The 24,422-nt window shown below is 61.4% G+C and carries 23 protein-coding genes; 16 read left to right on the forward strand and 7 right to left on the reverse strand.

The window, feature by feature from the left end:
- Positions 1 to 83 precede the first annotated feature (83 nt).
- From AC2ETI_RS03235 to AC2ETI_RS03245, 3 genes are read right to left on the reverse strand one after another with little or no spacing between them, the layout of a single operon-like run.
- Entirely contained in the window at positions 84 to 1,595 is a 1,512-nt protein-coding gene (locus AC2ETI_RS03235; protein WP_021333022.1) for a cobyric acid synthase, read from the reverse strand.
- Positions 1,596 to 1,603: 8 nt separating this feature from the next.
- A complete protein-coding gene (gene map, locus AC2ETI_RS03240; protein WP_007734970.1) occupies positions 1,604 to 2,461 on the reverse strand; it encodes a type I methionyl aminopeptidase in 858 nt (285 codons plus the stop codon).
- Between the two features lie 29 nt (positions 2,462 to 2,490).
- Positions 2,491 to 3,210 carry a transglutaminase domain-containing protein gene (locus tag AC2ETI_RS03245; RefSeq protein ID WP_020907403.1) on the reverse strand — a complete coding sequence of 240 codons (720 nt, stop codon included), beginning with the start codon at positions 3,208 to 3,210 and terminating at the stop codon, positions 2,491 to 2,493.
- A 53-nt stretch (positions 3,211 to 3,263) separates the two neighbouring features.
- Between AC2ETI_RS03245 and AC2ETI_RS03250 the strand changes: the two genes are divergently transcribed.
- The 4 genes from AC2ETI_RS03250 to AC2ETI_RS03265 all read left to right on the forward strand — a co-directional run bounded on the left by AC2ETI_RS03250 (position 3,264) and on the right by AC2ETI_RS03265 (position 6,029).
- Entirely contained in the window at positions 3,264 to 3,614 is a 351-nt protein-coding gene (locus AC2ETI_RS03250) for a DMT family transporter (RefSeq protein WP_097387472.1), read from the forward strand.
- Positions 3,611 to 3,937, forward strand: coding sequence for a DMT family transporter (locus tag AC2ETI_RS03255; protein WP_019748027.1), 327 nt, complete (start codon positions 3,611 to 3,613; stop codon positions 3,935 to 3,937). The genes AC2ETI_RS03250 and AC2ETI_RS03255 overlap by 4 nt, the downstream gene beginning before the upstream one ends.
- A gap of 54 nt (positions 3,938 to 3,991) precedes the next feature.
- Positions 3,992 to 4,810 carry a helix-turn-helix transcriptional regulator gene (locus AC2ETI_RS03260; RefSeq protein ID WP_019748026.1) on the forward strand — a complete coding sequence of 273 codons (819 nt, stop codon included), beginning with the start codon at positions 3,992 to 3,994 and terminating at the stop codon, positions 4,808 to 4,810.
- Between the two features lie 142 nt (positions 4,811 to 4,952).
- Positions 4,953 to 6,029, forward strand: coding sequence for an ABC transporter substrate-binding protein (locus AC2ETI_RS03265; protein WP_225989566.1), 1,077 nt, complete (start codon positions 4,953 to 4,955; stop codon positions 6,027 to 6,029).
- Positions 6,030 to 6,046: 17 nt separating this feature from the next.
- On the opposite strand, the gene AC2ETI_RS03270 is transcribed toward AC2ETI_RS03265, so the two are convergent.
- On the reverse strand, positions 6,047 to 6,640 hold the full coding sequence (locus AC2ETI_RS03270; RefSeq protein WP_416315223.1) for a GNAT family N-acetyltransferase: 594 nt from the start codon (positions 6,638 to 6,640) through the stop codon (positions 6,047 to 6,049).
- A 162-nt stretch (positions 6,641 to 6,802) separates the two neighbouring features.
- On the opposite strand from AC2ETI_RS03270, the gene AC2ETI_RS03275 reads away from it, so the two are divergent.
- Positions 6,803 to 7,201, forward strand: coding sequence for a DUF7144 family membrane protein (locus AC2ETI_RS03275; RefSeq protein ID WP_416315222.1), 399 nt, complete (start codon positions 6,803 to 6,805; stop codon positions 7,199 to 7,201).
- A 78-nt stretch (positions 7,202 to 7,279) separates the two neighbouring features.
- On the forward strand, positions 7,280 to 8,725 hold the full coding sequence (locus AC2ETI_RS03280) for a hypothetical protein (RefSeq protein WP_042951662.1): 1,446 nt from the start codon (positions 7,280 to 7,282) through the stop codon (positions 8,723 to 8,725).
- Here AC2ETI_RS03280 and AC2ETI_RS03285 read toward each other — a convergent pair.
- Positions 8,703 to 9,080 carry an SHOCT domain-containing protein gene (locus AC2ETI_RS03285; RefSeq protein WP_020969370.1) on the reverse strand — a complete coding sequence of 126 codons (378 nt, stop codon included), beginning with the start codon at positions 9,078 to 9,080 and terminating at the stop codon, positions 8,703 to 8,705. The genes AC2ETI_RS03280 and AC2ETI_RS03285 overlap by 23 nt on opposite strands.
- A gap of 131 nt (positions 9,081 to 9,211) precedes the next feature.
- Positions 9,212 to 9,463 carry a three-helix bundle dimerization domain-containing protein gene (locus AC2ETI_RS03290; protein WP_483633566.1) on the reverse strand — a complete coding sequence of 84 codons (252 nt, stop codon included), beginning with the start codon at positions 9,461 to 9,463 and terminating at the stop codon, positions 9,212 to 9,214.
- Positions 9,464 to 9,682: 219 nt separating this feature from the next.
- Here AC2ETI_RS03290 and ppk2 point away from each other — a divergent pair, with 219 nt between their 5' ends.
- The 4 genes from ppk2 to AC2ETI_RS03310 are packed head-to-tail and all read left to right on the forward strand — an operon-like array spanning position 9,683 to position 15,944.
- The gene (ppk2, locus tag AC2ETI_RS03295) at positions 9,683 to 10,450 is read left to right on the forward strand and encodes a polyphosphate kinase 2 (protein ID WP_153212522.1); all 768 of its coding nucleotides are present in this window, start codon (positions 9,683 to 9,685) and stop codon (positions 10,448 to 10,450) included.
- Between the two features lie 27 nt (positions 10,451 to 10,477).
- Positions 10,478 to 13,240, forward strand: a complete 2,763-nt coding sequence (locus AC2ETI_RS03300; RefSeq protein ID WP_019748018.1) for a cation-translocating P-type ATPase — start codon at positions 10,478 to 10,480, stop codon at positions 13,238 to 13,240.
- A complete protein-coding gene (locus AC2ETI_RS03305; RefSeq protein WP_483633567.1) occupies positions 13,237 to 14,931 on the forward strand; it encodes a SulP family inorganic anion transporter in 1,695 nt (564 codons plus the stop codon). The genes AC2ETI_RS03300 and AC2ETI_RS03305 overlap by 4 nt, the downstream gene beginning before the upstream one ends.
- Before the next feature lie 47 nt (positions 14,932 to 14,978).
- Positions 14,979 to 15,944, forward strand: a complete 966-nt coding sequence (locus tag AC2ETI_RS03310) for an endonuclease/exonuclease/phosphatase family protein (RefSeq protein WP_483633568.1) — start codon at positions 14,979 to 14,981, stop codon at positions 15,942 to 15,944.
- Between the two features lie 36 nt (positions 15,945 to 15,980).
- Here the strand turns inward: AC2ETI_RS03310 and AC2ETI_RS03315 are convergent, their stop codons facing one another.
- Positions 15,981 to 16,979, reverse strand: a complete 999-nt coding sequence (locus tag AC2ETI_RS03315) for an Lrp/AsnC family transcriptional regulator (protein WP_223257884.1) — start codon at positions 16,977 to 16,979, stop codon at positions 15,981 to 15,983.
- Positions 16,980 to 17,115: 136 nt separating this feature from the next.
- Here AC2ETI_RS03315 and AC2ETI_RS03320 point away from each other — a divergent pair, with 136 nt between their 5' ends.
- The 6 genes from AC2ETI_RS03320 to AC2ETI_RS03345 all read left to right on the forward strand — a co-directional run bounded on the left by AC2ETI_RS03320 (position 17,116) and on the right by AC2ETI_RS03345 (position 24,414).
- Complete coding sequence (locus AC2ETI_RS03320) at positions 17,116 to 18,459, forward strand: DUF3100 domain-containing protein (RefSeq protein WP_020969365.1); 1,344 nt, start codon at positions 17,116 to 17,118, stop codon at positions 18,457 to 18,459.
- 84 nt (positions 18,460 to 18,543) lie between these two features.
- The gene (locus AC2ETI_RS03325) at positions 18,544 to 19,758 is read left to right on the forward strand and encodes an amidohydrolase (protein ID WP_483633569.1); all 1,215 of its coding nucleotides are present in this window, start codon (positions 18,544 to 18,546) and stop codon (positions 19,756 to 19,758) included.
- Positions 19,755 to 21,113 carry an L-serine ammonia-lyase gene (locus AC2ETI_RS03330; RefSeq protein ID WP_080910464.1) on the forward strand — a complete coding sequence of 453 codons (1,359 nt, stop codon included), beginning with the start codon at positions 19,755 to 19,757 and terminating at the stop codon, positions 21,111 to 21,113. Before AC2ETI_RS03325 ends, AC2ETI_RS03330 begins: the two co-directional genes overlap by 4 nt.
- 125 nt (positions 21,114 to 21,238) lie before the next feature.
- Positions 21,239 to 22,144: a hypothetical protein gene (locus tag AC2ETI_RS03335; RefSeq protein ID WP_283567448.1), complete on the forward strand. Its 906-nt coding sequence runs from the start codon at positions 21,239 to 21,241 to the stop codon at positions 22,142 to 22,144.
- Positions 22,145 to 22,270: 126 nt separating this feature from the next.
- Positions 22,271 to 23,431, forward strand: coding sequence for a serine hydrolase domain-containing protein (locus AC2ETI_RS03340; protein WP_047888828.1), 1,161 nt, complete (start codon positions 22,271 to 22,273; stop codon positions 23,429 to 23,431).
- 296 nt (positions 23,432 to 23,727) lie between these two features.
- Complete coding sequence (locus AC2ETI_RS03345) at positions 23,728 to 24,414, forward strand: TetR/AcrR family transcriptional regulator C-terminal domain-containing protein (RefSeq protein ID WP_020969360.1); 687 nt, start codon at positions 23,728 to 23,730, stop codon at positions 24,412 to 24,414.
- Positions 24,415 to 24,422: the final 8 nt, after the last annotated feature.

Below are 24,422 nucleotides of genomic sequence, written 5' to 3' on the forward strand. Positions count from 1 at the left end.
GCGCACACTCCTACTAGGGAGCCGTCGCGGGAGTGAGGCCTGGCTATTCTACCGCGTCCACGTCGACGCCCGCGGGAGCGCTCTCAGGCTTCGAGTGCGGAGGCAATGACGGGAAGCCCGATCGGCGCCCCACCGTTGATCAGTTTCTCGAGTAGATCCTGATCGAGGTGCTGCTCGACGAGATCAGCGAGAAGGTCGAGTTGTTGTTCTCGCACCGCGGCAACCGAGGTGTCGGGTGCAGCAACAAAACCGGGAACCGCGATCTCACGCAGCAGGCTGCGCCGAAAGTCGTCACTTTCCAGGAGACCATGCCAGTGTGTCCCTCGAACAGACCCTCGCACACTGCCTTCCGGCACACCGCCCGAGTCCGCCAGCAATGGACGGTCCCCGTTGTGCACGACGCGTCCGTGATGAATCTCGTACCCCGACACCGAGATACCGTCGGCGGAACCGGTTACCTGCGCCAGCACTTTGTCCGAAGCGAATTCGATGTCGAGGTCCAGCAGACCGAGTCCTGCGGTGATCCCTGATCCTGATTCGACGTCATCGACGATGGAATTACCCAGCATCTGGTATCCGCCGCAGACTCCCAGCACTGCCTGCCCGCGGCCCGCCCGGGCGATGATCTCGTCAGCCAGGCCGGTACTCCGCAACCACTCGAGGTCACTCACGGTGGACTTACTACCGGGGATCACCACGAGGTCTGCGTCGCGGATCCGCGACGGATCGGTCACCCACGAAACTGCCACGCCCGGTTCACATGCCAGCGCCTCGACATCCGTCGAGTTGGAGATGCGCGGGAGCCGAACCGCAGCAACGGTGAGCCAGGCCGAACCGACGGGTGGGCCAGGGCGCCCTACCGGGGCGTTGCCGGTGACGCCAAGCGAATCCTCGGCGTCGAGCCAAAGATCGTCGGCAAACGGAATCACTCCGAGAGTGGGTCGACCGGTGAGGCTGCGCAGTTGATCCAGTCCGGGTTCCAACAGTGCAACGTCACCGCGGAATTTGTTGATCACAAATCCCGCGATCAATGCCTGGTCGCTCGGCGAGAGCACAGCAACGGTCCCGAACAGATGGGCCAGGACGCCGCCGCGATCGATGTCACCGACGACGACGACCGGAATCTGCGCAGCCTCAGCCAATCCCATGTTGGCAAGATCCGTTGCGCGCAAGTTGATTTCGGCCGGTGAACCGGCGCCTTCACAGATCACGACGTCGAACTCGGATCGAAGCGATTCGAGATCTTCGGCCACGACGGCGCGAAGCCACTGCCGATGCTGCATGTAATCGCGAGCACCCACTGTGGTCATCGCCTTGCCCCGAACGACCAGTTGCGAAGTGCGATCACTCCCCGGCTTGAGCAGCACGGGATTGAATCGAACACTCGGCTCCAGACCGCATGCCCGCGCCTGAAGTGCCTGCGCACGGCCGATCTCTCCGCCGTCCAGCGTGACCACGGAGTTGTTCGACATGTTCTGCGCCTTGAACGGCGCCACTCGGACGCCTCGACGCGCCAACATACGACACAATCCGGCTACCAGAACGCTCTTGCCTGCGTCGGAAGTAGTGCCGGCTACCAGCAGAGCGCCGCGCATCGCCGAACTCAAGGCAGGGTGAGAATCTCTGCACCGGTCTCGGTGACCACCAAGGTGTGCTCGAACTGCGCCGTCCACTTACGGTCCTTGGTGACGACGGTCCAGCCGTCCTCCCAGATCTCGTAGTCGATACCACCGAGGTTGATCATCGGTTCGATCGTGAAGACCATGCCCGGTTCGATGATCGTCTCGACCGCGGGCTCGTCGTAGTGCAGGATCACGAGGCCGTTGTGGAAGGTCTCGCCGATTCCGTGTCCGGTGAAGTCCCGGACGACGCCGTACCCGAACCGATGGGCGTAGGACTCGATGACGCGTCCGATCACGTTGAGCGCGCGGCCGGGCTTGACGGCTTTGATGGCCCGCATCGTTGCCTCGTGTGTGCGCTCGACGAGCAAGCGGTTCTCTTCGGACACGTCACCGGCGAGGAACGTCGCATTGGTGTCCCCGTGCACTCCGTTGATGTACGCGGTGACGTCGATATTGACGATGTCTCCGTCCTGGATCACGGTCGAGTCGGGGATTCCGTGGCAGATCACCTCGTTGAGAGACGTGCAGCACGACTTCGGAAAGCTCTTGTAGCCCAACGTCGACGGGTATGCGCCGTGGTCGAGCATGAACTCGTGTGCGATGCGGTCGAGCTCGTCGGTCGTGACACCGGGAGCGACAGCCTTGCCGGCTTCCTGCAGCGCGCCGGCAGCGATCTTGCTGGCGATGCGCATCGCCTCGATCGTCTCCGGCGTCTGAACCCAGGGCTCGTTGCCCTCTTTGGCGGTCGGCTTCCACGCGTACTCGGGCCGCTCGATCTTCGAGGGCACAGCGAGGACGGGAGAGACGGTTCCAGGGACCAATGGGGTACGCACAGACATGCAGAACAGCCTAGACCTCGCGTCGCGCGTCAGCCGGATGCACTCCAGTTCCGGAAAACCGGATCGACGAGAATTCTGATGGGGGTCGACATCGTCTGTCCGAATTCCTCGAAGAGCTTGTCGCGAGATTCGAAGGTGCCCAGATCACGGTCGACGAATTCGGAGAAGTCCAAGCAATCGCACGAAATTGATTTGCCCCAACTGATCGGAGCGCGTCCGATCGCGTCGAACAGTGTCTCCTCGCCGGTATTCGTGAACGGTTCGAGCGCTGAGACCACCGCAGGTGAAACGATCTCGGAGATGTCCTGCCAGCGTCCGTCGACCAGAAATTCCGGCCACGCCAGCAGCACTGACTTCGGAATCACCGCATGTAGACGCCGAAATCTCGGGTACCAGAACTCCCCACGAAGTACGAGACCGCGAACTCGGGTGGCGATACCTCGGCGGCGAGCCAACGCTTCGACGATAGCCAGTCTCTGACTGCAGGATCCGCGTCCTCGGCTCAATGTCACCGAGACGGGTTGCCGGTCGTCGAGGCCGTACACCGGCCGAATATTTGCAGCGACGCTGCGATGCGCCGACACCAGGAACTCCTGCGCCGACTGGATCGCACCTTCTGCAATGTCCTCGTAGAGGCGAGCCACGTCATCGTGGCCCCAGTCGAGAATCGGCGTCGCGGTTATATCGCCACCGGACACATCGTGGCGGATGTCACCTTGGCGGATTCCGCCGAGCAGCACGCACGTCATGTCTCGACCGTAGTGCGCGACCGGAATCGGTGGAGCCTGACAGAATCCGAACCGTGAAGAAATGGCTCCTGTTGATCACCGCGATCCTGACCGAGGTGTCTGCGACTCTGTCTCTGCGCGCGGCCCTCGATCACCCCGCCTGGTACGTCGTGGTCGTCGGCGGATATCTCGCAGCATTCACCGCGTTGTCGTTCGTCCTGAGGGAGGGCATGGGACTCGGTGTTGCATACGGAATCTGGGGCGCAACCGGAGTTGTCCTGACCGCGGTGTTCGCGACTTTCCTTTTCGGCGACCCCCTGACAGCCACCATGGGCGTCGGCATTGCCCTGGTCATCGGCGGAGTCCTGTGCGTTGAACTCGGTTCCCAGGTTGCTGCCGACAGCGGGCCGGTGGACCCGGCATGACCTTCGTATTTCTGATCGCTGCAATTATTTCCGAGGTCACCGCGACGTTGTCACTACGGATGGCGTCGCAGGACGGCAGCGACAAACGATGGCTCGCGGTTGTCACCGTGGGGTACCTCGCCGCTTTCGCTTTCCTCACGCTCGCACTCGACGCGGGCCTGACAATCGGCGTTGCGTACGGCATCTGGACTGCTTGCGGGGTGGCGCTGACAGCAATCGCATCCCGCATTCTCTTTCGCGAACCGCTGACCAAGCTCATGATCGTGGGGATCGGCCTTATCGCGGCAGGCGTGCTTCTCATCGAACTCGGTGCGGGCCACTGAACCCAGCAAACAGGGTGTAAGGTTTACCTAACTTTGCTTTGGAGGTAGTCCGCGGTGCCGATCCCTGCCCTTCGTGAAATCGACGGTGGCCTCCACCTGTCGGATTCCGACCGCCACACTCCGATGGCGCGCGCCGTCCCGGCGCCGTTCCAACTGACGACGTACATCGTCGAGACCGACCACATCACCCAGTGGCCACAGCACGCTCATGCCGAGCACGAACTCATCTGGTCCGACCGCGGCGTCGTCAACATGATCATCGACAATCAACTCTGGACCGTCACGCCCGGCGTCGGCCTGTGGATCCCTCGCGGGGTCCTCCACGAAGGTCAGGCCAATCCGCACGTCGCATTCCGCGCCACTCTCTTCACCCCCGAGTTGTGGACTCCCGCCTGGAACGAACCGTGCATCGTGACCTTGAGTGAGGCAGCCCGGGTACTGCTGATACACCTCGCCCATACCGGAATGCCTGCAGAACAACGCCTTCGGGCACAGCAGGTCTGTGTCGATCTCCTCACCCCGGCATCGGCACCTCACTTCGACGTACCGATCCCCCGCGATCCCCGGCTTCGACAACTCGTCGACAAAGTGTTGTCGGATCCCGCCGACGATCGGTCACTCGACCAGTGGGCGCACGTTCTCAACCTCAGCCGACGCACGGTCACCCGGATTTTTGCCGCGGAACTTGCGCTGAGTTTTGCGCAATGGCGCACTCTGGTTCGCATGAGTACAGCGCTGGGCATGCTGGGGACCGGGATGAGTGTGAACGCCGTCAGCCGTCGAGTCGGGTACGGGACGTCGAGCTCGTTCATCGCTGCTTTTCGTAAGACGGTCGGCTACACCCCTGGCAATGCGCTCGCCGCTGTCAACTGACTCGAGCCTGACCTGTTGTCGACATCTGCTGGCCCCTTCGCTACACGCACGCGCCCTAGATTCACTTAGGTAAGCCTGCTCTCATGTGCGTACCGCGCTGAGTCGTGCAAGCACTTCCCCGATCTATCCCGAGGAGTTTCGCGTGTTCAGATCTGCCCGTCAGAGAATTCGTCCCCAACGGAAGAGGCGAATTGTCGTTGCGCTGATGGTGGCGGCCGCACTGCCTCTGACCGCCTGCACGCAGTCGTCATCGGACGCCCAGGAAAATAGTTCGTCGGCATCTGCTGTCGAGGACGGCGCATACCCCGTCACGATCGAGCACGCATTCGGCGGCACCACCATCGACAAGGAACCGACCAGGATCCTCACCCTCGATTCCGCAGCGGCCGACACTGTCATCGCCCTCGGCGTCACTCCGATTGCAATGCAGAAGGACTCGTGGGCCGGCGACGCCGACGGCTTCCTCCCGTGGACGCGCGCGGAACTCGAGAAGTCGGGCCAGCCGCTGCCCACACCGGCGCCGTACTACTCCGACAGCGGTGAGCTTCTGTTCGAGCAGATCCTCAATGCCGCACCCGACCTGATTCTGGCCCCGTACTCCGGTTTCTCCGAGCAGGACTATTCGCGTCTGAGCTCGATCGCCCCGACACTCCCCTACGACACCAAGCCGTACCAGCCGAGTTCGTGGCAAAACCTCGCCACCGATGTCGGCAAGGCCTTGGGGCGCCCGGCCCAGACCGCGGATTTGATCAAGTCCGTCGAAAAGACGGTAGAAGAGTCGAAGACCAGCCATCCTGAATTCAATGGAGTCACGTTCGCCTTCGGGTCCTACATCCGCGAAGGCGAAACCGAGACCGCCATCTACGGCCCGGACGATCCGCGCGTGAAGTTCGTCGAAAACCTCGGGCTCACAGTCGCTCCCGACGTGGTCAACGGTGCCAAGAACTTTGCAGGCGACTCGTTCCTGTTCGGCATCAGCATGGAAAAGCTCGACACGATAAACACCGACGTATATCTCGGATGGGCAAGCGATCAGTCGGAGGTCGACAGCACGTTGGCCAACACCCTGTTCGCACGGTGGCCGGTTATCGCCAACGGGAAGGACTTGTGGATCACCGACAATCGCCTGACAGCCGCCACCATGTACGTCAGCGTTTTGAGCGTTCCATGGGCAACTGACGAGCTGGTCCCCCAGTTGACCGAACTGGTTGCGAAGTAGCAGCTCGGCCCTCCTGATCAGAGACTTGTAGGCCACTCACTGCGCAGCGTTGCAAAAACCACAGTGTCGGTCCACTCGTTCTTGATCCACGCGTTCTGCCGAAAATGCGCCTCTCGCCGCAACCCGATTCGCCGCGCGAGTCGCGCCGAGGATTCGTTTCTCGCATCCATCTGCGCGACCACGCGGCGCAATCGGGGTGTCGCGAAGACCAGGTCGATCAGAGCGGTCACAGCTTCCGTCGCGAATCCTCGGCCGCCGAACTCGGGCGAGAATGCCCACCCGACTTCGGCGGTGCGCTCGGTGTCGACAGCGTCCCCTGATTCGTCGACTAGCCAGGCACTCACGCTTCCGACAACCCGGCCCTCGTATCCGACAACAAGAGCCACCGCGCCCGCTGCCAGGTCGCGGCGAGACATTCTGGTCTGCACTGCCTCTCGCGCATCGTTCGGGCTCCAGGGTTCGTTGAACAAATACCGGCACACGTCGCTACGCCCGTAGAAGGTGAGAAGGTCCTGATGATCGCCGGGACGGTAGGTACGAAGCACCAGTCGATCCGTCCGAATTGTTACCGGCGCAGTCGTCGGCGTCATGCCTGCGTCCTCCACATCCATGCCGTCACGGTAGATCCTCTCGGATTCGTGGGCGAGCGAATATCGCGAGGATGTCCAGCGCTCAATGTTTGATTTGCCCCGTGGCGGGATACTTCACCACCGTAAATGGTCGCAATACGGAGTTACGCCAGGCAATTTCGCACTTGATACCAAGGGGCGGTCATGGCCGAGGAATCACTGGTCAAGCAAGGTGTGGCAAAAGGAAGTGCGCTGGGCGGAGCCGTACTTCTCGTCACCGTCGGCGTGCTCGAAATTCTCCAAGGCATCTCGGCGATATCCAAGGACGATGTGACCGTCGTCGGCCCTGAATACGCGTACCAATTCGACCTCACATCCTGGGGATGGATTCACCTCGTACTCGGCGTGCTCGTCACCGCTGTCGGAATCATGCTCTTCACCGGCGCGACGTGGGGACGGGTAGGCGCGATAATCTTCTGTTCGCTGTCGATCCTCGCGAATTTCCTGTGGCTACCCCACTCTCCGTGGTGGTCGATCACCATCATCGCGCTCGACGTATTCGTCATCTGGGCTGTCGCGACATGGAATCCCGACGTGATCTGAAGTCTCGACTCCAGATCCACCCATCGAATTCAGCGTTTTCATCTGTGCGGCAGCAGTTTCCCTCCGGAGAGGAACATGATGGCAAACGGCACGAACGACGGCCCACTCCAGGAGGACGAACGTGCCGAACTAGCCAGGTTGCGGCAAGAGGTTGCAACACTTCGAGAGCAGACTCCCAGCGCCCGCGAAACGACCGTCGAGCAAGTCTCCCGGCCACCTCGACACGGACTCCGGTGGACTGCCGTGGCGATACTGCTGGTGTTGGTCGCCCTCCTTGCAGTCTTGTCCGTGACCACCCGCTTCACCCGTAGTCAGATACTCGATACGGACCGCTACGTCAGCACGGTCGCGCCACTTGGCGAGAATCCCGCCGTGCAGGCCGAGATCACGAATCAGATCACCGACGAGATCTTCGATCGTGTCGACGTCGAGGGGCTCACCACCGACGCACTCACCGCACTGACCGACGTGTCGAATCTTGCGGCCAACGCGCCGCGTCTGGATCAAGCCGTAGTGGGGTTGGCACCGGTGATCGCCGGCCAGGCAAAGAGCTTTGTTCACGACACGGTGGGCTCGCTCGTTCGGTCACAACAGTTCGAGGACTTGTGGATTCAAGCGAACCGATCGGCGCACAACGCACTGGTCTCGGTCATGACCGGAGATTACGGCCCCAATTCCGTCGAAGTCGATCAGAGCGGAACCGTCAGCATTTCGCTCAGTACGATCATCGACAGGGTCAAAGCAGCTTTGATCGACCGCGGCTTCGCCTTCGCAGACAAAATCCCCTCCGTGGACAAGGAATTTGTTCTCTTCCAGTCCCCCGAGCTGGTGAAGGCTCAGCGAGCCGTCTCGGCACTCGACAAGGTCTCAGCGGTGTTGCCGTGGTTGGGAATCGCTTGCGCGGCAGCCGCTGTCGCCGTTGCGCCAACCGGTCGCAGGCTCCGCGCACTGTCCCTGGTCGGCTTGTCGATTGCGTTGGGAATGCTGGTTCTCGCGATCGGAATTCTCATCGGACGCGCAATCTACCTCGACAGTGTGCCCACCGATATCCTCTCGCCAGACGCCGCGACTGCCGTCATCGACACAGTTCTGGTACCACTGCGCACGAGCCTGCGAGCGGTTGCGGTCCTCGGCGTGGTGGTCGGGCTCGGCGCCTACCTGGTCGGTGGGTCGTCGTCGGCGATCGCCGTTCGACGAGGCTACGGGCAGGCATTGGACTTCGTCCGGCATTCTTCAAGCGGCCGTACGCCAAATCAGGTGGAGCGGTGGGCCAATCAGCTTCGTGTTCCGCTGCGCTGCGCCATCATCGGCATCGCCGCATTGTTGCTGCTCTTCTGGCGCTACCCCACCGGTTTGGTCGTGGGTTGGATCGTCGTCATTGCGCTGGTTGCACTCGTAGCTCTCGAAGTGCTGGTTCGTCCGGCACGCGCCGCCGCGCAGGACGCCCGGCCTGACGACGCCGGAACCGACGACGCCAGGCCTGGGGCAGAAGATACAAAAACTACGCCAGCGCCTTTGCCTTGATTGCCTGGAATTCCTCTTCGTTGATCGCGCCGGAGTCGAGAAGCTCTCTGGCGTCGGCGATCTGCTGAGTCGGAGACCTGCCGGCGACGGTTCGAATGTAGTCACTCTGCGCGTGTATGTGCTGTTGAGCGGCCTCCATCGACCGCCGAGTCATTCCGTCATTCTTGACAACCACGTAGATCATCGCGGACAAGAATGGAATGACGAAGAGGAAAATCATCCACAACGCCTTGGCCCAACCCGAAGTCTCGTGATCACGGAACAAGTCGGTGATGATCGAGAACAACACGCTCAAATACGCCACAAAGGCAAAGCAGACGAAGATGAACCAGAAGAATTCCCAGAAACCTTCCATGTCAACGCTCCCTGTACTCGGTTTACACATAAGGAGTTCGGGAGGCTGACATTCCGCGCCTGAAATCTGCAGTCGGCCAAAACTCCCTGGTCCAAGGTCATTTCAGTATGCGCCGACGACGTCCGTTCCGGCTACAGTTCGAGAGGGTTCAGCACTGCGGACCGTTCATCCATTATCGGAATCACGATCATCCGGTTCGAGATCTCGTGTCTGGCCGCCTTTTCGACAAGGAGAGGCACGAAATCACGTATCCGACAGCCCATAAAACGTTGGTGAATTGTTCGCACTCTGTTTTCGATCTCCGATGGAGGAACATTCGGATACCGGGAAATCAGGCGAGTGATCACCCGCTCGACGTGGAGCAACTCTTCGTCGCCAGTCATTCGTTAATGGTCGTCCGTCCAGGCGACTGCGTCAAGACTCGAAACAGGTTCGAAAACAACACGATTCGGGTCTCGATCACGGAGAGAATAGGTTGACCGAATACGGGGCATACACATACGAGCGGACGATGCCCCGCGCGCTCACGTCTCCAAGGAGTGGAAGTGGGAAAGAACGCTCGGATTCTTCACGACGACGCGGCACTCGTCGCAGAAAAACCGATGAAGAACAAGGTATACCGCCACGAACTCAAGCCGATGCACGGTGAGCTCGTGGCTTTGCAGGAGTGGGTCAAATCGTCTGGCGCCAAGGTCTGCATCGTGTTCGAAGGCCGAGATACCGCGGGGAAGGGCGGAGTAATCAAAGCCATCACCGAACGCGTGAGTCCACGAGTGTTCCGGGTGGTTGCTCTACCGGCGCCGACGGAGCGAGAGCATTCGCAGATGTACGTCCAGCGCTACGTCCCACATCTCCCGGCGGCGGGCGAGATCGTCATCTTCGACCGAAGTTGGTACAACCGTGCCGGAGTCGAACGAGTGATGGGCTTTTGCACCGAAGAACAGGCTCATCAATTTCTCCAGCTCATTCCGACCGTCGAACGCGCGATCGTGGAATCGGGAGTCATCCTGCTCAAGTACTGGCTCGAGGTCAGCGAAGAACAGCAGCTCTTACGTCTGCAAAGCCGGATCGACGATCCTCGAAAGATCTGGAAGCTGTCGAATCTCGATCTGAAGTCGTTCAGTCATTGGTACGACTACTCGCGTGCTCGCGATGAGATGTTTCGCTTCACCGACACCGGCTGGGCGCCCTGGTATGTCGCGAACAACGACGACAAGAAACGCGGACGACTCAACATCATCAGTCACATTTTGAGTCAGATCCCCTACGAGCCCGTGCAATCCACTGACATCACCCTGCCGAAACGGCAGAAGGCCCACGGCTACCAGACGCCCAAACAACCGCTTCACTGGATTCCGACCCGGTATTGACGATCGCCAAGGAAAGGACGTGCGGTCATGAGCCCCACGCCGTGGCATGCGCAGAGTGGCGAATCAGTCGTGTCCGTACTGCAGTCGGACCAGCAGCGCGGACTGCAATCGAGTGAGGCCGACCAACGTCGACAACGCTACGGGTCGAACGAAATCACCTCGACGCCACCGCCGTCGACGTGGTCGATCGCACTGCTGCAACTGAAAGATCCGATGAACTTGATGCTCGTCGCCGTGGCCGCGGTCAGCATCGCCATCGGTGAAGTGCCGACAGCGATCGTGGTGGCGGTGCTCGTCGTGCTCAACATCGTCCTCGGAACTCGACAGGAGTTGAAGGCACGGGCCAGCGTCGACGCGCTCGCCAAGATGCAGACACCCCAAGCGCGGGTCATTCGTGACGGGAACCTGATTCAGCTCGACGCTACCGAACTGGTGCCGGGTGACGTCGTCCAAGTCGAGGCAGGAGACATCATCGCTGCCGACGGGCGGTTGCTCGCCTCGACCACCCTGGAGACACAGGAAGCCGCATTGACCGGGGAAAGCGCGCCGATCCCGAAGGACCCGAAAACGCTGAGCAATGAGGATATTCCACTCGGAGACCGCAGCAATCTGGTGTTCCAGAACACCTCGGTCACCCGCGGCACAGCGACCATGGTGGTCACCGAGACCGGAATGCAGACGCAGATCGGCCAGATCGCGTCGATGTTGTCGGCCGTCGCCCCTGGCAAGTCGCCACTACAACGAGAATTGGACTCTCTCACCAAACTTCTCGGCATCATCGCGTGGACGGCCGTGATCGTCATCGTCGTCATCGGACTCATTCGTGGTCAGGACCTGACAACGCTTCTGCTCCTTGGTATCGCGATGGGAGTGTCCGCGATTCCGACCGGCCTGCCAACCTTCGTCCAGGCAATGCTGGCCTACGGGGCCCGTCAACTGGCCGACGCCAAGGCCGTCGTGAAGAACCTGACCGACGTCGAAACTCTCGGCGCGACCAGTGCAATCAACTCGGACAAGACCGGCACGCTGACCATGAACCAGATGACCGTCCGATCGCTGTACGTCCACGGCCGTTGGTACACGGTCGACGGCGAAGGCTACGCCAAAGCGGGAAGGATCACGCAGGTTGCCGGCGAGGCACCGCCCGACTTCACCCTTCTCGCATACGGACTGTGTCTCGACAGCGATGCAACGGTTTCCGATTCCGGGGAAGTTGTCGGCGACCCGACCGAGGCCGCACTCGTGGTGCTCGCGGCAAAGATCGGTGCCGACGCCCCACTCACCAGACGGACCTACCCGCGGGTGGCGACGGTTCCGTTCGATTCCGCGTACAAGTTCATGGCCACGTACCACCATCTCGAAGTCGACGGCGTAAGTCAGTTCGTCGGATTGGTCAAGGGCGGACCCGATGTCGTCCTCGCTCGGTGTTCTTCGGCCTTTCTCCCCGGCCGTCGGCAGGTCCCGATCGAGGAAGTCCGAGACGAACTCACGGCAGCAAATCAGTCCATGTCCGAGAAGGGTCTTCGGGTGCTGGCATTCGCGGTCAGACGCCTCGACGGACGGGAAGACGCTGTCGTGGCGGACCCTATGTCCTTTGTCGAGGACCTGACGTTTGTCGGTATGGCAGGCATCATCGACCCGCTGCGTCCGGAGGCGGTCGATTCGGTGCGAACCGCACACCGGGCCGGCATCGAGGTCCGCATGATCACCGGCGACCATGCCATCACCGCCGCCGCGATCGGTGCCGAACTCGGACTCGGCCCGGGCGCGGTCGGCGGAGCCGAATTGCAAGCGATGACCGATGACGAACTCTCGGCCGCGTTGCCGAACCTGCACGTGTTCGGCCGAGTCACTCCGCAGGACAAACTTCGCTTGGTCGATGTCATGCAGAGCGGTGGCGCCGTGGTCGCGATGACCGGAGATGCTGTCAACGACGCCGCCGCGTTGAAGAAGGCCGATATCGGCGTCGCCATGGGCTCGGGCAGTGAGGTAACCAAACAGGCGGGCAAGATGGTGCTCACCGACGACAACTTCGGAACCCTCATCACCGCGATCACCCTGGGCCGCAACATCTACGGGAAGATCGTCTCGTACATCCGCTACCAGATGTCGAAACTCTTCTCGTTGGTACTCCTCTTCCTCGCTGCGAGCATCTTCAACATCAACGAGGGTGTGGCACTGACACCGCTGATGGTGCTGTTCCAGCACTTCTTCATCACACTGTTCCCCGTCGCCGTGATCATGCTCGACCCGCCGCCACCGGATCTGATGAACAAGCCGCCACGCGATCCCAAGATGCCGATCGCACATCGAAGCGCAGTCGCTCAGTGGCTCGCGTACGGCGTCTTGCAATTTGCCGTGACACTCGCAGCGATGCTTCTCGCACCCGGCGAAATGAGCACTACTGAGGCGAATGTCCCCATGACCACCGCATTCGTAGTGCTCTCTCTCGGTTCGATATTCGCTGGGTTGACCATGCGGCGTGATCCCGAGTCCGGACTTGTTCCGCCGGTTCTCGGTGCCATCAAGATCTTGACCATCCCCACGGTCGTGACCGTATTTGCCGTCGAGGCGGGTGTTCTCCAGGATCTCCTCATGACAACCTCACTGACCGGCGCCCAGTGGCTCGTCTGCCTAGGCTGGTCGCTGATCATCCCGGTTGTCGTCGAGTTGGAAAAGGCGATCCGACGCCGCCGCCTCTCACCGACACCTGTCGCCATCACCGCGACCACTGCAGTTGCCCCCGAGCGCGCCCGTCACTCCGCTGAGGGAGGGACAATCACACGATGACGTGGACGGAGGGTCTAGGTCGGCTACCGGGGATCGCGACTGCCCGCGGGTACCGCCGCGAATGGCTGCGAACCGACATCACAGCGGGGCTCGTCTTGACGGCCCTGCTGATCCCGGCGGGGATGGGCTACGCCGAGGCCGCCGGATTGCCCGCGTACGCCGGTCTGTACGCAACCATCGTGCCGTTGCTCGCGTATGCGGTAGTCGGACCGTCGAAGATTCTTGTACTCGGACCTGATTCGTCGCTGGCACCGCTCATCGCCGCCGCAGTCATACCGCTGGCGGTGGTCGGCGATTCGGAGAACGCGCTTGCACTAGCCGGAGTTCTCGCCGTTCTTGTCGGGCTCATCCTGGTGATCGGCGGATTCCTGCGTCTGGGTTTCGTGACCGAACTCCTCTCGAAACCGATCCGCCTCGGCTACCTCAACGCCATCGCGCTCGTCGTCGTAATCGGTCAGATTCCCAAGCTGCTCGGTTTCTCCGTCGACGCGTCCGGCCTCCTCGGTGAAATCGGTGAGATCGGAAAGGCTCTGGCCGGTGGAGATGTCGATCCCCTCGCTGCCGTCATCGGCGTGGGTTCACTCATTGTCATTGTGGTCTTCCGGCTCTGGGTACCTGTTATACCCGGTGTGCTGGTCGCCGTCGTCGCGGCAATAGTCTTGTCCGCCGCCGCCGGTCTCACCGATGACATCGGCATGGTCGGCGCACTGCCGGAAGGACTTCCCCTCCCCTCTCTCGGTGGAGTCACCTGGCAGGACGTCGGGCACCTGATCGGACCGGCGGCAGGTATCGCGCTGATTGCCTTCGCCGACACCGGCGTTCTCTCGCGCACCTTCGCCGCCCGCCACGGCGAGGACGTGAACGGCAGTACCGAGATGAAGGCGATCGGTGTCGCGAACGTGGCCGGCGGACTGTTCGGCGGATTTCCGATATCGGCGAGCGGATCACGGACGCCGGTAGCCGAACAGAGTGGGGCGCATACACAATTGGCCGGTGTCGTCGGAGCACTCGCCGTCCTGGTGTTTGTCCTCGTCGCTCCCGGACTGACGGCATATCTGCCCGATGCAACACTGGCCGCCGTCGTCATCGTCGCCGCGTGTGCACTGATCGACGTGGGCGGCATGGTCCGCATGTGGCGCATGAGCACCGTGGAATTCGGCCTCGCCGTCGCGGCGTTTCTGGGCGTTGCCCTGGTCGGGGTGCTTCAAGGCATCCTTGTTGCGATCGGACTCTCCTTCGTAGCGGTCATCGCGCAGGTATGGCAGCCACATCGAACCGAACTCGTCGAGACGGGCGAACCCGCGGGATTCCACGACGTCGAACGCCACCCGGACGGACATCGCATCCCCGGCCTCGTGTTGGTGAGATTTGACGCACCACTGTTTTTCGCGAACGGCGAGATCTTCGACGAGTACGTTCGCTCCGTCGTCGCCAAGGCACCCGACCCGGTCGAATGGGTGGTCATTGCCGCCGAGCCGATCACCGGGCTCGACACGACCGCCGTCGACGAACTCGTCGATCTGGATACATTTTTGGAGGGCAAAGGAATTCGATTGGCATTCGCGGAGATGAAAGGTCCGATCAAGGATCGACTCATCCGATTCGGGGTCGGCGACAGGTTCGATTCGACGCACTTCTACCCGACCATCGAAGCGGCCGTGAACGCATTCCGCACCCGAACCAGCGATTGACAACGCCGGGCAATCGGGAGCCTAGGCTGCATTAGGTACCGTTTGGTATGGGATTCACGACGGACAACGTTCCGGCTCGCCGTATCGCTCAGGTCGCCGGGGTGGGTGGGATTGCCGTCGGTGTCATTGCGCTGATCTCGCTGTACTCCACCAAGCCGATCAACCCGTTGATCGCCGTGGCCTCCTTTGTCCCGATGCTGCTTGCAGTCACACTCGCAGCGTCCGTGATATGCCTGGTTTTTCGCCGCTGGATCCTGCTGGCGATCTCGGTGGTACTGACAGCGGTGGGCGCGTCGGTGATCAGTCCACTGTATGTAGCAAACAGTTCCGAAATCGACGGGCCGTCTCTGCGCGTAATGCAAGCGAACCTTCTCTTCGGGCAGGCAGACCCCGTCAGTTTGACTGCGACGGTGCGTGAGAAGGCAGTCGATGTCCTGACGGTTCAGGAACTGACCACATCACTCGAAGGCTCTCTGAGAGATCAAGGGCTCGAGCAACTGCTGCCGCATCACTACTTGGTACCGGACGAGGCCGGCGGGGGTGGCGCAGGTATTTACAGCCGTTATCCACTGACGGAAACTCGGGAATTGAACGGCTTCGGACCTACCAATCTTGTTGCCGAAGTGGGATTCTCAACCCCGTTCACCCTTCTGGCGGTTCACCCCGGACCGGCGTACGTGACCCCGCCCGACGTGTGGACTGCCGAGCTGAGCACTTTGCGAAACGCGCTCGACGCTGCTGCCGCCGAGGGAACCGTCATCGTCAGTGGCGATTTCAACACGACCTTCACGCACAAGCAATTCCGTGACCTTCTCGACGTCGGCTACTCCGATACCGCAGACCAATTGGGAGTCGGCATCGTTCGCACCTACCCGGCGGACAAAAAATTTCCCGCGATCGTCGGCATCGACCATGTACTTCTGCGGGGTGCACAGGCGAAGTCTCTCGAGCGCATCGAGATCGAAGGTTCCGATCACTACGGCTTGATCGTCGACGTGGCGATCCCCCAGTAACCGGAGAGCACCCGATCCGCGCGAACGCGTTACGGATCACCCGTGCTTCGGCATGCTTCGACCCGACACATCGATCGTTCGATGTAGATGATGCGGCGTACGCAGGACGATCGACCGGTCCACCACGGATACGCCCGGAAACTGCTCGGCGAGATAACCTTCCAAACGCTGCACGTCGTCGATCGAGCGCAGCCACACCGCCAATGCGATGTCGTAGCTGCCGATCGTCGAAGCAACAAGCCTCGCCTCACGCAGGAGGGAAAGGCGCTGAGCAATGGCTTCCTTTCGCCCCTCGAGACGTAAGAAATACCAGGCGTAGACCGGCCAGCCGGAGTAGGGCCGAGCAATCTCCGTGCGGACGACCAGGCGCCCCGTCGACAGCTCGTGAGAAAGGAGCGCCCCGGCGCGAGCCGGCGTGACGCCGAGGGCTGCAGCGAGGGCCGAGACGGTAATTCGTGGTTCGCGAGAAAGGATGTCGAACAGCTTCGACTGTTCCTCTTCGCTGGCGCGTACCCCACGACTCTTCGCCGCCGGGGCCGACTCGAGCGCGGCAATTTCTTCCGCATCGAGAGCACGTAGACGCCAGTTTCGTGCGTCGGAATTCGCCGAGGACACGATCTGAGTTCGCATCGCAGTGACCATCGGCAGCGATCGTGTTCGTTCCAAGACATACCTGGACAATTGATCGAGGTCAGTGCAGGTGAGCGTGACGAGTAGATCCCGATTGCCGGTTGTGAGATCGACTGTGAGAACTTCGGGATCGTGCGCGATCTGTTCGGCCACGCTCAAGGTCTGTGCCGGTGCGCATTCGATCTCGAGCAGTGCGGTCGCCGACACGATGGGACCCCCACGGTACGCAGCGATCCACGCTATCCCTTGCGAGTGCAGACGCTCCCAACGCCTGGTCAGGGTGACCGGGTCGGAACCGATCGCGCGTGAAAGCTCGGACCACGAGGCTCGCGGCCTGATCTGCAGTGCGTTCAACAGCCGAAGATCTTCGTCCTTGAGCACCTGATCCTGCACCGAGGACCTCACTTTCAAAAGAATGCTGCACCGAGACAGGATCGAAACGCATCGATCCTAACTTCATCACATCAATAGTCCACCAAATCCTGAACCTCGAGAACGCTTGCTTCTTGCGTTCGTTCGCCCCCTCGAGAAAGACACCGACATGACCGAAGCATTCCCTGTCTCGCATGACGATTCTCCGGTCAGCGATCAAACCCCGACGCAAAAGATCGTTTTCGCCTTGAGGTCGCCACGGCTGTGGATCGTGGCGATTCTGCTCCTCGCGCTTGCGGCAGGCGCCCAACTGATCGGCCCCGCAGTGATTCCTGTCGGCGCTGCCGCCATCACGATCTTGCCCATGGTGTGGGGACTGATTGCCGGCGGTGCCGTCTCGAGTCAGAAGTGGAAACCTCTCGGCCTCGATCTTCAGGCCGCAGCCTCGGCAATCATGGGGCTGGCTGTTCTCTTGCTTTGCGCGAGACTGTCTTTCACCATCGGCCCGAACATCCAACTGTTGTTCGAGGCGGGCCCCGCCCTGCTACTGCAGGAACTGGGGCACTTGTTCGGCACTATCGCTCTCGCACTCCCGTTGGCGGTACTCCTTCGGATGGGACCGGCCACCGTCGGAGCCACCTTCTCCATCGACCGCGAGGGGTCCTTCGCGATGGTCAGTGAACGCTACGGTCCCGATTCCGACCAGTACCGTGGTGTCCTGTCGATGTACGTCTTCGGCACTCTGTTCGGTGCCGTGCTGATCAGCCTGATTGCGTCGCTGGCGACATCCTTCAACATCTTCGACCCCCTTGCATTGGCTATGGGTGCTGGGGTCGGATCCGGCTCGATGATGGCTGCCGCTGCCGCCAGCGTCGTTTCGGCGCACCCCGAGATGGCCGACCAGGTACTCGCCGTAGCGGCAACATCCAACATCATCACCGGCCTCCTCGGCGTGTATGTCGGCATGTATGTCGCACTCCCCCTTGCCGATCGAATCTACGGCGCACTCACCAAGCGCTCGAAGACGACCAGCGAACGGAAAGCCGACACTGCCCCACGAGCGGTTGCGCCGAGCGTCACCGTGCCGCTGACCACCATCGTTCCGATTCTGTTCGTCGGTGGGGTCATCGTCTCCTCAATCGCAGCGGGTGGCGTATCTCGATCGATCATCGTCGGTTACCTGATCCTCACCGGATTGTTGCTCCTGGGCGTCGGCGTGGCCCGCCTGACGCGCGGCAAGATCGCGGCGATGATCGCAATCATCACCATCGGCGCCTTGGCGACAACACCGTGGTCCCCCATCGGTGATTTCGTCTCGAGCACCGTCGGGACTGTCGACTTTCTCTCGATCTGCACCCTCACCTTGACTGTCGCAGGTCTCAGCCTCGGCAAGGACCTTCCCTTGCTCAAGACGATCGGCTGGAAGATCGTGCCCGTCGGAATCGTCGCGATCCTCGCCTCTTACCTACTTTCCGTGGTCGTCGCGGAGTTCGCGCTGGGCCTCTGGCACTAGAACTGCACCCGAAGACGCTGAGAACCGAAGACACCGCGATCCGAAGACACAGAGAACCAAAGATGTTGAAAGGAAGCAATACCCATGTCCATCGCTGACACCCTCACCCACACAGACTCGGTTTCGAGCACGATCGAGAAGTGGGCATCACGCCTCATCGATGTCAGCCACACGATCCATGCTCACCCAGAGCTGGCATTCGAAGAGCATCGGGCGTCCGCCCTCTTGGCGGACGCCGCACAGGAAGCCGGCTTCACGGTTACTCGCGCCGCCTACGGCCTCGAGACGGCATTCGAAGCTGTGCGAGGCTCCGGCCCCTTCCGCGTCGTAGTCTGCGCTGAGTACGACGCCCTTCCCGACATCGGTCATGCGTGTGGACACAATGTCATCGCCGCTGCCGGACTGGGAACAGCGATCGCGCTCGGAGAGGTCGCGGAGGAACACGGCCTGAGCGTCGTCCTTCTCGGTACGCCGGCCGAAGAACATGGCGGCGGGAAAGTCTTGCTGCTCGAACGTGGCGCATGGGAGGGCGCGGCGATGTCGATCATGGTCCACGGCGCTGCGGGTGAAGACGTCAGTTGCACGGTCACCGGAACGCAGGCAGTCGACCGGTTCGACGTGACCTACACCGGACGAGCCGCACACGCGGCCGCTGCGCCACACAAGGGCATCAACGCAGGTGACGCCGCCACGATCGCCTTGGTCGCCATCGGACTTCTCCGTCAACAACTTCCGTCCGACGTCAGGCTCAACGCCTATGTCGAGCACGGCGGCGAAGCAACAAACATCATTCCGGCCTCGACGTTGGTGCGAGCGGAAGTTCGGGCCGCAGAACTCGACGTGCTGTTGGACGCCAAGCGTCGCATGCTCTCCTGCTTCGAGGGCGCAGCTGTGGCCAGCGACTGCTCCTGGTCGACCGAACGCGCCGAACCGCGCTACGAGGAGCTTGTTCAACATCGCGTGCTGGCGACGATCTGGGACGAGGAGATCGCGAGCCTGGGCCGCACCGCGGCCGCCCGAACTCCCCTGACCGGCGGCTCGACGGACATGGGCAACGTGTCGAAGGTGGTCCCCTCGATCCACCCGATGATCGCGTTGCGCGGCGTCACCGGAGTTCCTCACACTATCGAGTTTGCCGCTGATGCCCGCTCCGCAGCGGGCGACGAAGCTGTTCTGCACGGAGCAATCGCAATGGCGCGCACAGTGATCCGAGCCGCCACCGGGGACTCGCGCTCCAATCTCCTGACGATTGCGGCCCAGCGCGAGTCAGGAGCGACCACCGTCACGAGCGCCGAATGAGCACCACCGGCGTCTATGTTTCCGCTCTCGAATTCTTCTCCATCGGCATCGGACCCTCCAGTTCACACACGGTCGGTCCGATGCGCGCCGCTCGCACTTTCGGCGGCGAGCTCTCCGCCGCCGGCTTGACCGCGTCGGTCGACCGAATTCGCTGCAACCTGCACGGCTCTCTCGCCGCCACCGGAATAGGTCACTGCACTCCCGACGCGGTGATTGCGGGACTTCGTGGGTTGGATCCTGAAACGTGCGAGCCGACCGACGTTCACGGGCGATGGGCCGAACTGTCGGACGGCGGATCGGTGATGCTCGTCGGCGGTTCACTCGGACATGTTGTGTTCACTCGCGAGGACATGGTGTTCGAGCCACTCGTTCGCCGTCACGGGCACCCCAACTCGATGACACTGACAGCCTTCAAGGGTAACGAAATCGTCTGTACGAGTACATATCTGTCGATCGGTGGCGGATTCGTACTGCGCGCCGGAACGGAGACGCAAGCAAGCACGCATTCGATCAACTCACACTATCGAACCGCGAAAGAACTACTGGCGGAATGCGACTCCGGAACTATCGCCGAGCTGGCACTGTCGGACGAAATCGCGATACACGGCCAGGATCGGGCATTCGCCGGCATCGACGCGATCTGGTCCGCGATGCGCGCATGCATCGAACGCGGCACCCAGACCGAAGGTGTATTGCCCGGGCGTCTCGGAGTTCGCCGACGAGCACGGTCTGCGAACATTCAACTGGAACAACGTAACTGCGCACCATCCTCACGCGAGTGGTTGACCGTCTACGCCATGGCGGTCAACGAAGAAAATGCAGCAGGCGGCCGCGTGGTAACGGCTCCGACGAACGGTGCCGCAGGCATCGTGCCGGCGGTGCTCTACCACCACATACGTGCGACGGGCGCCGGCGCTCACGACGTTCGAACCTTTCTCCTCACCGCTGCCGCAATCGGATCGATCATCAAGGCGAATGCCTCGATCTCGGGCGCGGAGGCGGGGTGCCAGGGTGAAGTCGGAGCTGCCTGCGCGATGGCGGCAGCCGGCTTGTGCGCTGTCATGGGCGGATCACCACGACAAATCGAGAATGCAGCTGAGATTGCCATGGAACACCATCTGGGGCTGACCTGCGATCCGGTTGGTGGCCTGGTCCAAATCCCCTGCATCGAACGAAATGCCGTAGCCGCCTCGACTGCAGTCACCGCAGCTCAGCTCGCATACCTGGGTGACGGGACGCATGTGGTGAGCCTCGATACCGTCATCGAAACCATGCGCCAAACCGGAAACGACATGTCCGTGCGTTACAAGGAAACCAGTGAAGGCGGACTCGCCGTCAATGTCGTCGAGTGCTGAGGGGATGTCGACGGCAGCGGCGACGGCGGGCGGACGCCATCGCCGGAAATATCATCCTCTCGAACGATGAAGTCCGGTGTACCGATTTCTACACTCGTTGACATGACTTTGTGGACGGTGACCAGATGATCGCTCATCACGCTGGAGGAATCCCACTGCACAACTCTCCACTGCACAACACCGCGGGGCCGTCGCGCTCGACGCAGTCCTCCGGTCGCAAGATCGCCACGTTGATCGCGTTGGTCGCCGGTTTCTCCGCTGCCTTCGTTCTCGCCCCGGGCATGCTGACGAGTAGGCCGGGCGATGGGTACGCAGGCGAGGGGGAATTCGTCGAGACGGTTCGCGCCGCGTTCGTCGAATACTGGAGTTCCGGTGTCCAAGCCTTCTCTCCGAGCTTGGAGTCCGCTGTCGACTACTGGCTGCGTTACCACGTGGCCAAGGCTGTGATCGCGGTAATCCTGCTGACGGTTCTGCTCGCACTCGGCCGCATGGTCAAGGCGTCGTTCGTGAACGCCGGCTCTCTGACGGTTGTAAAGAAACTCGCATTCGTCTCGGCGGGAGGCCTGGTCACGCTCCTCGCGCTGTTCTCTTCGGTACTCGTGATGGCAAATGTCCAAGGTGTTGTCGCACCCTTCTCTTCGCTGATCTCGATGTTGCCCGTGGCCCAGACGGATGGGGCACTCTCCGAAACCGTCGGGCAGGTCCGACAACAGCTCGCTCAGTCGACGGCCACCGGAAATCAGCAAAGTCCCGCCCTCGAACTGATGATCAGCGACTTCGCGCGGTATCACTTGGCCATGGCGGTGATCGCGCTGATCGCGGCAGCAATATCACTGGCCGTGACTGTGGTCGTGTCGGCACGCTTCGCGAGAACGGCACGATCCGACAGGCGGACGAGATTCATGTCGGGGTCGATAGGCCTTCTCACTGCACTGTTCACGCTGGGATTGATCGTTGTCGGCGTAGCAAATATGGGCACCGCGGCAGACCCCGCACCGGCGCTGGCGGCGTTCTTCGACGGCGGGCTCTGACCCAAGTCAAGGGTTCAGGCCAGGGTTCCGTAGTCCCCCGGTACCGGTTGAGGAGGTACCTGGGGACTGCGTCTGCCGTACCCGGGGTCGATGTGTGAGTGCCCTCGGACAGGCAGAGTTCGACTCATGAAAACCGGAGCAAGACGCATCATGCTTGTCGGCCTGTGCAGCGCCATGGTTGCCGGCGCTGTAATCAGCTGCAGCACGGACAAATCCGCAGACAATCCCACATCCACCACTGACAAGGTCATGGACTCTGCCATCACCGGCCAGCTCGATTCGATCATCGACGCTGCAGTGAATTCGACGGGGATTCCCGGTGCGATGGTGGGCATTTGGGGACCCGACGGCAACTATGTGAAGGTTGCAGGAGTCGCCGACACTGCAACCAAGGCACCGATGGAGACCGACTTCTACCACCGGATCGGTAGCGTCACCAAGACATTTACCGTCACCGCCCTGCTGCAATTGGTCGACGAGGGAAAGATCGGTCTCGACGATCCGATCTCCCAGTACGTCGACGGGGTCATGGAAGGTGATGCGATCAGCTTGCGTCATCTGGCAGGGATGCGCAGCGGCCTCGTGGACTACACGACGTCTGAACAGTTTGTGATGGAATATCTTTCGGATCCTCGCCGAACTTTCACACCGGAGGAACTCGTCGGATACGTCAAGGACCTCCCACTCCAACTTCGACCAGGGACCACCGTCGACTACTCGAACACCAACACTATTCTGCTGGGAATGGTGATCGAAAAGGTCTCCGGCTCAAAACTGTCGGACGTCATCGACACCAAGATCACGACACCACTCGGCATGGAGCACACCAGCTTTCCCACGACCAACGCGTTCCCGACACCACACGCACAGGGTTACACCAACCAAACGCTCGACGAATCCGTGACCGCGGCGACGGACTGGAATCCGTCGTGGGGCGGCGCCGCGGGTGCAATGATCTCGTCGTTGGACGACATGCGCATCTGGGTTCCGGCGCTGGCCAAGGGCGATCTCCTCACCGACGACACTCAGAAGCAGCGCCTGCAGACCGTGAACTTGAGCGAAGGGGACGACAGCTCCGGCTACGGACTCGGATTGTTCAACAGCGGTGGCTGGATCGGTCACAACGGAAGCCTGCCCGGCTACAAGACAGTCTCGGTCTACTTGCCCGAGAAGGACACCACCCTGGTCGTCTTCATCAACACCGACATCGACGGCGAGACTGATCTGACCAGCGCGTTGATGGTACCGATCACCAAGTTGATCAGCCCCGACAACGTCTACGGCTGATCACCTCAGGTCCGATCGACAATTCAGACAAAAGTGCCATATCGGGTTCGATCTGTCGATAAGCTCGACCGTCGGCAGATCGAAACCCGAAAGAGGCGCTCATGGGATCGTTGAACGACTGGCTACTCAACAGCGACAGCCCGCTCGTGGGCATAGTCGGCGGCATCCTGCTGACGATCGCAATGCTCTCCGGCGGTACGGGCATGTAGCCCATTAACATCAGCATGTGATTCGTGACATCTTCACGTGACTCAACGAACATGTTCGTTACGAACATGTTCGTGTACGGTGAAAGCATGCCCAACCAGCCAGCAAGTCCATCGAGCCGACGCAATCGTCCGGCCAAACCCGCTCTGACACGCGAGGGCATCGTCAGTACCGCGGTGGAAATCTTGCGGTCGGAGGGGTTGCAGAAGTTGACCATGCGTCGACTCGCCCTCGAACTCGACACCGGGCCGGCGTCGCTGTACGTGTACGTTCAAAATACCGCCGAATTGCACGCCGCCGTTCTGGACGAACTGCTCGGAGTCGTGGACCTCGCCGAAAATTCCTCCGGCACTTGGCAAGCGCGCCTCGAACGGGTGCTGACGTCCTACACGGCCATACTGTTCGATCATCCCGGCCTTGCCCAGTCGGCTCTCGTTTCCCGGCCCAGCGGAGTTCACTACGTACGCCTGCTCGAGCGCCTGCTGGCATTGCTAGACGAAGGCGAAGTCCCTTCGGGTCAAGCCGCGTGGGGCGTGGACTTGCTGCTGCAGTACGCGACGTCCACTGCTGCCGAACACTCGGCGCCGAACAATTCCGCCGACTCGGATGCCCAATGGAGCGCGTTGACCGACGCAATCCGGAACGCAAACCCGCAGACGCACCCACTCGTCGCAGGCCATGCAACAGCTCTACTTGCCGGTGAACCCACCGCGCGCCTCTCCTGGGGATTCCGCACGCTCATCACGGGCATCGAGAACACCCCACTCACTTCTTAGGAACCCAC

This window comes from Rhodococcus sp. MurmanLake-1 (genome assembly GCF_056945715.1).